Source organism: Herpetosiphon sp., assembly GCF_003512625.1.
GTDB classification, from domain to species: domain Bacteria; phylum Chloroflexota; class Chloroflexia; order Chloroflexales; family Herpetosiphonaceae; genus Herpetosiphon; species Herpetosiphon aurantiacus.
Genome location: NZ_DOPT01000041.1, coordinates 10804 through 20912, shown reverse-complemented (window position 1 = coordinate 20912; position 10109 = coordinate 10804). Strand labels below are relative to the sequence as shown.

Genomic DNA, 10109 nt, shown 5'->3' with positions numbered 1-10109 from the left:
CCCCTAGCCCCCTCTCCCGCCCAGCAGGCGAGGGGGAAGCACCAAACCAAACGCCCCTCGCTCGCCGCAGTAGGCGAGGGGTTGGGGGTGAGGGACATTGTTTGGAGCAGATGTATGCAAGATCTCCAAGCTAAAGCCGATCTGGTTTATCGCGAGTTAGTCGCCTTGCATGGATTTAACCAACTTGTGCCACGCCGCGAACCAATGCACGAGCTAATTTCGACCATGCTTTCGCATCAAACCACTGAGGCCAACGAAGAGCGTGGCTACCAAAATCTCCGCGCAACCTTTCCAACCTGGGAAGCCATCTTGGCAGCACCAGTCGAGGCCGTCGCCGAAGCGATCAAGCCAGCCAATTACGCTCCCGCCAAAGCCAACAATATTCAAGCTGCCTTGGCCAAAATTCTGGCTGAGCGCGGCGAAATTTCGATTGATTTTCTGGCTGAGCTATCGACCGAAGCAGCAATGGCCTGGCTGACTGGGTTGCGTGGCGTTGGCCCGAAAACCGCCTCTTTAGTGCTGTTGTTTTGTTTTAGCAAGCCGATTTTGCCTGTTGATACCCATGTGCATCGAGTCAGCCAACGCTTAGGCTTGGTCAAGGCCAAAACACCCACCGAAGCCCACGAAATTCTGTGGCAATTGCTGCCGCATGACGCTGAATGGCTGTTTAACTATCACGTTGCACTATTACGCCACGGCCAACGCATCTGCTTAGCCAAACGACCACGTTGCAACCAATGCCCACTGACCGCGCAATGTTTGTGGTATCAAGCTAATCAGGCTGAGTAACTTTGCGCCAACGGGCACTTGGCCCACGCCCAAGTGGTCTTTCGATCATTAAAAATCAATGATAAGAGGTAATAAAATCGCAAATTATATATGTAAAAGTATCAATCTATTACCTATATAAGGCTACTTTTACCTATATAATTCTCATATTTTTGAATGATTTGAGGATACTACTTGAATTTATATAGGTAAAAGCATCAATCTATTACCTATATAAGGCTACTTTTACCTATATGCTGCTTGCTTGCTGGCGTGGTTTGGGATGCGGGGATGTAGGGAATTAGCGTCGTATCAGCCATGGGTAGCTCGACAAATCGCTATTTATGGCTGATACACAACAATTAATTAGGGATGCTTTGGATTAGGTAGTAGCAATACTGGCTGATTCCAGCTTACTGAAATACTGCTTGAAGAACGGTAATAAATCCGCTCCATCAATCATATGGCCTTTTCCGGCTAACTGATCAAAGGTCGCATTAGGGATTGCTTCGGCTAATGCTTGGCCGACCTTGCGAATACCAGCTGGGCTTTTTGCTCCAACCAGCACATGGATTGGCACGCTGCACTGCGTTGCCCGCTCAAGCGAGGGCAAATCGGCAGTTAATTCAAGATCATAGGCCAGTGTCGGGGCAAGTTTAACCATGGTTTTCCAGCCAGGCATAAGCCGCATCAGCCATGCAAATATTTTAGGCATGCCAATACCACTTAAAAAGCTGGTGATTGCTTGGGCATGCTGGCCGTTGGCTAGCAACGACTCAATCTGTTTTTGCAATAGCCCATACTCAGCCTGTTCAGTTGAATCGTGAACATAGGCCGGATCATACAACATCACATGATCAACACACTGGGGAAACTGCAATGCCGCTTCAAGTGCCAAGACAGCCCCCGACGAATGACCGTAGATATGCGCTTTTCCACCAGCCCGCTCGATCAGTGCCAACAAATCCTCAAGTTCGCGGAGCGGCGTATACGGCTGGATATCGCTGCTATCACCACGGCCTCGGCGATCGTAATTATAAACAGTAAATGCTTGGGCTAGGGCTTTGGCATCTTTGACAATTGGAAAAAACTTGCGAAAACAGATTGCCCCGGTGATATAGATCAACGGCGGGCCACTGCCATAAACATCATAGGCCAAGGTTGTGCCATCTTGCGAGCGCAATGTCTGCATCCATTCCTCCACGGCTAGTTATGCACATCACTCACGAGTATAGCATTAATAGAACATATGATCTATCTACAAAATATGATCTATCTACAAAAGCGGTATAATTCGCCGTCGATTGGTATGCCCTCACCCCCTAGACCCGCTCCCGCACACGAGGCGAGGGGAACCACAAAACGAAAAGCCCCTCGCCCACTACGTCGGGCGAGGGGTTGGGGTGAGCGAACTTAAAATCCTATTTCAGTGCTTTGACCACTTCCACGCCGTTGGCGGCCATGTGGTGCAATGAAAAAACATGGTGGAAATCGCCAGGATGGGCATATAGGCCAAGTTCGCGGGCCACTTCTAGCGGCGTATCGTAGGTATCGACGCATTGCGCGGGCAACACGACGCGGCGTTGCACATTCCGAGCATTGGCATCAAGCCGCAAGAACATGGCCAATTGATACACACAGAGATCCGAGCAATCGCCAGTGATGATGTAGGTATCAACTTCGGGATGCTCAGCCACCCACGCCGGAAAACCCGTGCTCAAAGCAGCGCTCAACGAGTTCTTTTCAAAAATCGTGAAGCTATCGGCAAAGGGCAAAGCACGTAATTCTGGCGCAGTATCAGCCTCGGACGTGCCACGGACACAGTGGACTGGAAACGCACCAAACTCAACAGCATCAACAGGATGCGAATCTTGGGGCAGGATGAAATGGCGCACACCACCAGCATGAGCAGTTTTGAACAATTCGGCAATCGGCGCGACGATGCTTTGCACCCGTGGGCTAGCCAAAGCCCCATCGGTACAAAACCCGACAATAATATCAACACAGGTCACCGCCACCCGCTCAGCCCCATCGATCAATAAATCGTCGAGTGGCAATTCGGGCAAGTTGGCATACCAATCATCCAAATATTCCAAAAATGCTTGGCTATTGTTCGCGAGCATAAAAACTCCTTTGAAAGTCAAAAGGCAGAAATCAAAAGGCAAAAAACACCACCGATTCTGACTTCTGACTTCTGACTTCTGACTTCTGACTTCTGACTTCTGACTTCTGACTTCTGACTTCTGACTTTAATAATCGACTGGCCGCAAGTAGTATTTGCCGATGGCGGTGCTTGAGAGCATGGCAGTGCTGGGCAAATGGCGTTTCCAGTGAGTCGAATTGACCCGCCGCTGAACAATCGCTACTTCATCGGGATTGAAGCCACGCGCAACCAATTGCTCAGGTCGATAACCGCTCAACAAATAGGCCAGCACTCGATCAGCCTTGCGATACGAGATGCCAAAATCATCTTCATCGGTTTGACCAACCACCAAATCAGCCGAAGCTGGCTTATGCACAATCACATCAGGTACGCCAATCGCCGAAGCCAATTCCCAAACTTGGGTCTTGAACAAGTCGCCCAAAGGATTGACTGGCGGAGCATCATCGGCATGCCACGTGTAATAGCCAAATAAACGCTCGGTTTTGTTGCCAGTGCCAATCGGAATACACCCGAGCTTTTGCGATTGATCAAACAACACAATCATCCGGGTGCGAGCCATCACATTGCCCCGCCGTCGGCCATCAGCATCTGGCTCAAAGCTCAAATAGCCTTCAACCGCATTAGTAATTTCGATCGTGCGATGCTGAATGCCTAGATCGTCGATCACCAACTGGGCGTGGTCTAAACTATCCGACGATGAAGTGCGATAGGGCATGCGCACGGCGAGCACATTTTCAGCGCCAAAAGCCTTAGCACACAAATAGGTGGTTAAGGCCGAATCAACCCCGCCCGAAAGCCCAATCACAACTTGTTTAAAGCCACGCCGAAAGCCAACTTCATCGCGCAAAAACTCGACCAACCAATTAATCGTCAATTCAGGATTGATCCGCAGTGGCTCGTCGCTCTCGGGATCAAAACGTGGTGCAGCAATAATTGGAAAGCTTTGATTGCCAACTGTGGCTTTGGCGCGTTTTTCGCCTTCGCTATCGACGGTACGTTGATACGAACTGGCATCGTTGAGGCCTTGCGAATCGCTGGAAAGCGCCGTATCCCACGTGCTTGGGCGATGTTGGCCCTCGCTGGCAGCATGCACATCGCGCAACATAAAGGGCAAGCGTTCTTCCAAATCAGCCAATAATGGCAAATCAGCACGGGCCAAAGTCAAATCGCTGAGATCAATATCGACCAAGATTACTGCTTCCGACCACAACGGAGCGCGAGCGCGTTCATCGGAGCGGGGACCAACCACGACTGAACCACCAGCAAAACCCTTGCCACCTTCAAAGCCGACAATTTGGCAAACCGCCAGATAGACCCCATGTTCGCCAGCAATTTCACGAATCCGGTCATCCCAACGGGCGAGATTGCTCGGACGATCTTCGTTGGCTCCACGGGCAGGCGAAGCACTGACGACGTAGAGCATCTGCGCCCCATCAAGCGCCGCGACCGTACCGCTCAGCGAGTGCCATGCATCCTCGCAAATCAAGATTGCCACCCGCCCAAAACGGGTATCGAAGGCCGCAATTTGGCGGCCAGCCTCAACAAAACGCGCTTCATCAAACACGCCGTAGGTTGGCAAAAACATCTTACGATGCACATGGCGAATGCCGGCCAAGCTCTGATCGCTGCCAATCGTGGCATACAGAGCGCTATTGTAAAAACGTTCGCGCCAACGTTCGTAAAAGCCAATCACAATATCGAGGGCTGGTGCATCAGCGCCGCGTGCCGCCACATAGGTTTGTTGCAAATCGTGAAACAATTGACCTGCGGTAACTGCCTGCTCACGCACGCCGCCCTCAAGGAAATAGCCAGTTAAGGCGGTTTCAGGCAACATCAGCACATCGGGCTGACGTTCGGTTGTGCCAAGTTGGGCGAAAATTTCGCCAAGCCGCGCCAAATTGGCGGCATAATGCCCTTTGCGCGGGCGAAATTGGGCTAAAGCTAAAGTGTACATAAACACCCCCAGTAAAGTTAGAAGGCAAAGGGCAAAAGGCAAAATAGCTTATTCCGAGTATTTTGACTTTTGATTTCTGACGTTTGCCTTATTGTTCGTCCTTCTTTTTGGCTTCGCGGTAGCGAAACACAAAATCGCCCTCGATGCGTGAATCGCGGAAGCGATAGAGGCGAGCTGGTCGGCCTCGGCTATTCAGCAATTTGCCAGTATCTTCGAGCAAATCGGAATCACGCAGTTTGCGATAGAAATTGGCTTTATCGAGCTGCTCGCCCAATATCTCTTCGTAAATCCGCTTGAGTTTGGGCAAGCTAAATTCCTTGGGGAGCAATTGAAAGGCCAAAGTGGTGTATTCCAGCTTTGAGCGCAAGCGATCGATTGCAAAGCGCAGAATCTTTTCATGATCGAAGGCCAAGTCCTTGGGCAGTTCATCGACCGGAAACCAACAAACATCATTCGATTCGTCGGAAACTTGCAAGGCTTGCTCTTCGGTACGAATTAAGGCAAAATAGGCCACACTAATCACGCGGGTTCGTGGGTCGCGCCCAGGATCACCAAAAGTATACAGCTGCTCCATATACACATCGTGAACGCCTGTTTCTTCCTCCAACTCGCGCCGAGCAGCCATTTCCAACGATTCATCCATGTTGACGAAGCCACCTGGAATCGCCCAATGTTCAGCGTAGGGCCAATGTTTCCGCTGCACCATCAGCACATGCAAACGGCCACTGCGCAAGCCAAATATCACCACATCGACCGTTACAGAAGGCCGCTCATATTTTGTCGCATCGTAATTTTCAGCAGTTTCTGTCATAGCTGCTCCTAATAGTGTTATTATGACACAAAGTATAAACATGAATTGGGCAGTTGTCAATAGGGAGTATTGGGGGCAAGAGGTCAGGGAATCAGAATCTCAGCTTTTTAGCCGCAATTTGTGCCTCGGCGTTAACGTTTGATCCACGAAGGACACGAAGAGCACGAAGAACAAGGGGCTAGATAATTACTTTGTCCAATAATGAAGCCTGATCCCTAACCTCTGATCCCTGATCCCTCGCTTTTACAATCGGATGTTGGTTCTATTGCGTTCGCTTCATGGGCATAGTACAATACTGGCAACTGCTCCAAGTGAGCTACATGGCCAAATGATCAATTGCAAAAAGGGCGATCATTCAACTTGTAGCTGGCGAATCGATTGGGAACTGCGTTTCAGCACCTCAGCTTGGCAACACTTGGATCGTGAACGTTTGACGGTAAAATCTCCTCGCCCTTTGGTTTGCAATGGGGCTTTGATGCGGGTTGAGGATTTATGCAAGATCGCAGCATCCAATTGAATAACGTTCCACTAGGAGCAGCCTATTGCCAGCTTCTTACCTTGCTTGGGTAGGAAGCTGGCGTGTTTTAGGTTTTTGTAAGGAGGCGTACCGTGGAATGGAACATCAAGAGCCGTAATATTAAGCTACACGATGCGCAAAAAGCATTTATTCAAGAAAAATTAGGCAAATTAGAACGCTACCTCGACGGAATTAACGATTGGAAAGTGGAATGCCGTTTTGAAACACTCCGTGGTAGCGGCGAAACATATACTGTTCAAGCAACGCTGTTGGCCGATCATGGGATCATTCTACGGGCAGAAGAACGCGATCGTGAATTGTATGCTGCGGTTGAGGCAGTTCACGATAATTTGCAACGCCAAATTCGCCGCTTCAAGGAAAAACATTATCGCCGTGGCAAATTGCGCCGCACTGCTGGCGAAATTATTGCCGCTCCGCTGCCAGCCTTGCCCGAAGATGCCGAACAAGCCGAAGAACGCCAAATTATTCGCGCCAAGGAGGTAACTCTGCGGCCTATGTTTAGCGATGAAGCGATCGAACAAATGGAGTTGCTCGGCCACTCGTTCTTTGTGTTCCGCGATGCTGAAACCGAAAAAATTCAAGTCGTCTATCGCCGTAACGATGGCAATTATGGCTTGATTATGCCCCGCTAAGCCTCCTTCTTTTCAACAGGGATCACATGGATGTGTGATCCCTGTTGTGCTTTAATCGGGCATAATAACCTTATTCTTAATTGGTTGTTTGCGGGAGTGTGCCATGATTCTCTATTTTGTGCGCCATGGAATTGCTGAAGATTGGGCCGAAAGTGGCCTTGATCAGGATCGGCGCTTGACTGAGCGTGGGCGTAAGCGGATTCGCCAATGTGCTCAGGCGCTGCGCTTGTTGGAAATTAAGCCCCAGATTATTTTGAGCAGCCCTTACCCACGCGCTGCCGAAACCGCCTTGATTATTGCCGAAGCGCTTGGCACTGACCCACCAGTGCTTAAAGAGCAATTACAACCTGACGGAGCCAATAGCCATTTGCTCACCGAATGCCTCAACCCCGATTGGAATGAAGTGATGATCGTCGGCCACCAGCCAAATCTCAGTGAGTATGTGGCGCATCTAGCGGGCTATGGCACCAATCTGATTTTCAAAAAAGGCACAGTTTGTCGGGTTGAATTACAAGGCGAACATGGTCAAGTCAGCTGGCTGTTGCCGCCAAAAGTGCTGATTGCGCTCGCCGAGGCGCGGCAAGCCAAACCCGCCAAACCTGCGAAGCATTAACAGCCGATTTTCAGCTTGATTGCAGTTTTTAAGCAATTTACAAGATTTATGCTAGTGGCGTTTCATCGTGCTTCCTCAGAGCGATCGCTATACTCTTGCCTGTAGTCGAATCTATCTATGAGGTCTGGCAATGAAACGTTGGATGTTATTATTTCTCGTGGTCGTAAGTTTGGCGCTCCCGCAGGCAAGCAGCGCCGCCGAACAGCAATGCTTCGAGCAAACAGGCTTTTGTATCGAAGGCCGCTTTTTGCAATATTGGCAAAAAAATGGTGGTTTGCAGGTGTTTGGCTATCCACTAGGCATCGCCCAAGATGTCTATAATCAGGATAGCCAACAAAGCTTTTTGACTCAGCAATTTGAGCGTGCTCGTTTTGAATTGCACCCTGAGTTTGCCGCGCCCTACGATGTGCTGATTGGGCGGCTTGGCGATGATTTGTTGCGCTATCGCAATATCGATAGTTCAATGTTGCCGCTTGAGACCGGTTCCAAGGCAGGTTGTTTGTGGTTTGAAACAACTGGACACAACGTCTGTAACCAAGCCAACGGCATCGGGTTCATGAGCTATTGGCAAAACCATGGCTTGAACGACCCCAAACTTGATAATTTTGGCCGTTCGTTGCAATTATTTGGCTACCCGCTGACTGAGCCAGCCATGGAAACCAATGCCAATGGCGATCGTGTACTCACCCAACATTTCGAACGTGCTCGTTTCGAGTGGCATCCCAACCAACCTGATCAATTCAAAGTGCTGCTTGGCTTAGTCGGCAAAGAATCGCAAAAATTAGTCTATGGAGAAGGCTCAAATCCCAGTCACTTAACCCAACTTGATTCACGGGTATTTTTCACGGCAAATGACGGCGTGCATGGCCAAGAGCTGTGGGTCAGCGATGGCAGCAATCAAGGTACACGCTTGGTCAAAGATATTAGCCCAACTGGTTCGGCCAACCCCTACAAACTAACCGCTGCGGCTGGTCAACTCTTTTTCGTGGTCAGCGCTGGTAATAGCGAGCAATTATGGGTAACCAACGGCACAGAAGCAGGCACAACCATGGTGTATAGCCTCAGCCGCCCAGCCGCCGACGAACCAGCAATCGTTGATCTTGCGCCAGTCGCAAGTGGGGTGATTGTGATGGGCTACACTACTGAATTTGGCATCGAGCCATGGTTTAGTAATGGCAGCAATGCAGGTACGGCTTTGATTCGCGATATTAATCCTGGCGCAGCTGGCTCGGAAATCAAAGTCAGCACCTGTTGCAGCTATTATTTTGCGACTGAATTTACCCCCATGGGCAGTAGCCTTGCCTTTATGGCCAAAACAGGCAACGCAGGCAACCAAATTTGGCTGAGCGATGGTACAACTCAAAATACTCGCCAAATCAGTACATTCGAGCAAAATAATGAGTTGGTTACCGAACTTGAACGCTTGAATAACGATCAGATCATCGCTGCGGTGCAACAACCTGATATGGTACAAATCGTCAAGATCGAGCTAGCAACAGGCAAGCATAGCCAACTGACCAGCCATGGTCGTTTTCATGTAGGCACACGCCTGATCGTCTCAGCCTACGATTTGACCAATGTGGCAGGCAAGGTCTATTACAGCGTTAGCAACAGCGACCAACGCACCAACCTTTGGCAAATTGAAGCAAAAACGGGTACGAGCGCCAACCAAGTTGATTTAGCTGGCTATCAGATCAAACGCCTGATCACCAACCCAATTTATAGTCAAATGTATCAGCAATTGCGCAACAGCGATGGTAGTGAAGCCGGAGTTTGGGCTTGGGATGGCACAAATCTACAACAGCGTAGCTCACTTGATTTTCAACAACTGGCCTACAATGGCCAACACCTCTTTGGCCTGATTGGTACAAATTCGCCGTATCGATTGTATGCCAACGCTGCGACTAACCAGAATTTGGGCTATATTGGTTCAGGTATGCATCATCTCGGCAACAGCCCAAGCTTCGCCCAAGTCAACCGTTTCAGCAGCAATCAAGGCATCTTTTTGGCCTTGCCCGACCTAGCCCATGGCTTAGAACTGTGGTATAGCGATGGCAACACCCTCCGCATGGTCAAAGATATTCGGCCATAAACGCCCAGGATTCAATCCCAAAACTCCACCTAACGTATTGGTGGAGTTTCGGTTTATCAGGTTAATTCTAGCTTATAAGCAGATTCGCAGTCGTTTGCCAGCCAAGTTTCATCGTGTTCAGCTAGCTATGTTTCTATACTCAACGCATCGTTGTAGTGGAGGAATGACCATGAAACGTTGGATTGTGTTGGCAATTTTCGTCGTCGGTTTAGGGCTTCCCCAAGCCACACAAGCTACCGAATTGCAATGTTTTGAGCAAACAGGCTTTTGTACCGATGGTCGTTTTTTAGAGTATTGGCGGCAAAATGGTGGCTTAGAAGTCTTCGGTTATCCGTTGAGCACAATTGACATCGTTTACAATCAGGATAGCCAGATGCATTTCCTGACTCAGCAATTTGAGCGTGCTCGCTTTGAGTTTCACCCTGAATTTGCCGCGCCCTACGATATGTTGCTTGGGCGGTTGGGCGATGATCTGTTGCGCTATCGTAATATCGATAGTGCCATGTTGCCACGTGAGGCTGGCGCAACATCAGGCTG

8 protein-coding genes and 1 pseudogene are annotated in these 10109 nt (G+C 49.7%); 5 read left to right on the top strand and 4 right to left on the bottom strand.

The annotated features are described in order from the left end of the window. The first annotated feature begins 114 nt into the window (after positions 1-114). The gene (locus tag DEF47_RS09375) at positions 115-789 is read left to right on the top strand and encodes an endonuclease III domain-containing protein (protein ID WP_012191810.1); all 675 of its coding nucleotides are present in this window, start codon (positions 115-117) and stop codon (positions 787-789) included. Between the two features lie 361 nt (positions 790-1150). Here the strand turns inward: DEF47_RS09375 and DEF47_RS09370 are convergent, their stop codons facing one another. The 4 genes from DEF47_RS09370 to DEF47_RS09355 form a co-directional block, all read right to left on the bottom strand. Continuing rightward, positions 1151-1960: an alpha/beta fold hydrolase gene (locus tag DEF47_RS09370; RefSeq protein WP_012191811.1), complete on the bottom strand. Its 810-nt coding sequence runs from the start codon at positions 1958-1960 to the stop codon at positions 1151-1153. 229 nt (positions 1961-2189) lie between these two features. Continuing rightward, complete coding sequence (locus tag DEF47_RS09365; RefSeq protein ID WP_012191812.1) at positions 2190-2891, bottom strand: cysteine hydrolase family protein; 702 nt, start codon at positions 2889-2891, stop codon at positions 2190-2192. 126 nt (positions 2892-3017) lie between these two features. Beyond that, complete coding sequence (locus DEF47_RS09360) at positions 3018-4886, bottom strand: NAD+ synthase (protein WP_012191813.1); 1869 nt, start codon at positions 4884-4886, stop codon at positions 3018-3020. An 88-nt stretch (positions 4887-4974) separates the two neighbouring features. After that, positions 4975-5697 (bottom strand): NUDIX hydrolase, encoded by a 723-nt coding sequence (locus DEF47_RS09355; protein WP_012191814.1) that lies wholly within the window; start codon positions 5695-5697, stop codon positions 4975-4977. Positions 5698-6306: 609 nt separating this feature from the next. On the opposite strand from DEF47_RS09355, the gene hpf reads away from it, so the two are divergent. The 4 genes and pseudogenes from hpf to DEF47_RS09335 form a co-directional block, all read left to right on the top strand. Then, the gene (gene hpf / locus DEF47_RS09350) at positions 6307-6867 is read left to right on the top strand and encodes a ribosome hibernation-promoting factor, HPF/YfiA family (protein ID WP_012191816.1); all 561 of its coding nucleotides are present in this window, start codon (positions 6307-6309) and stop codon (positions 6865-6867) included. Positions 6868-6970: 103 nt separating this feature from the next. Next, on the top strand, positions 6971-7480 hold the full coding sequence (gene sixA, locus DEF47_RS09345; protein WP_012191817.1) for a phosphohistidine phosphatase SixA: 510 nt from the start codon (positions 6971-6973) through the stop codon (positions 7478-7480). A gap of 130 nt (positions 7481-7610) precedes the next feature. Beyond that, positions 7611-9572 (top strand): ELWxxDGT repeat protein, encoded by a 1962-nt coding sequence (locus DEF47_RS09340; protein WP_012191818.1) that lies wholly within the window; start codon positions 7611-7613, stop codon positions 9570-9572. 169 nt (positions 9573-9741) lie between these two features. Beyond that, positions 9742-10109, top strand: a pseudogene (locus DEF47_RS09335) (ELWxxDGT repeat protein); the annotation flags it as partial.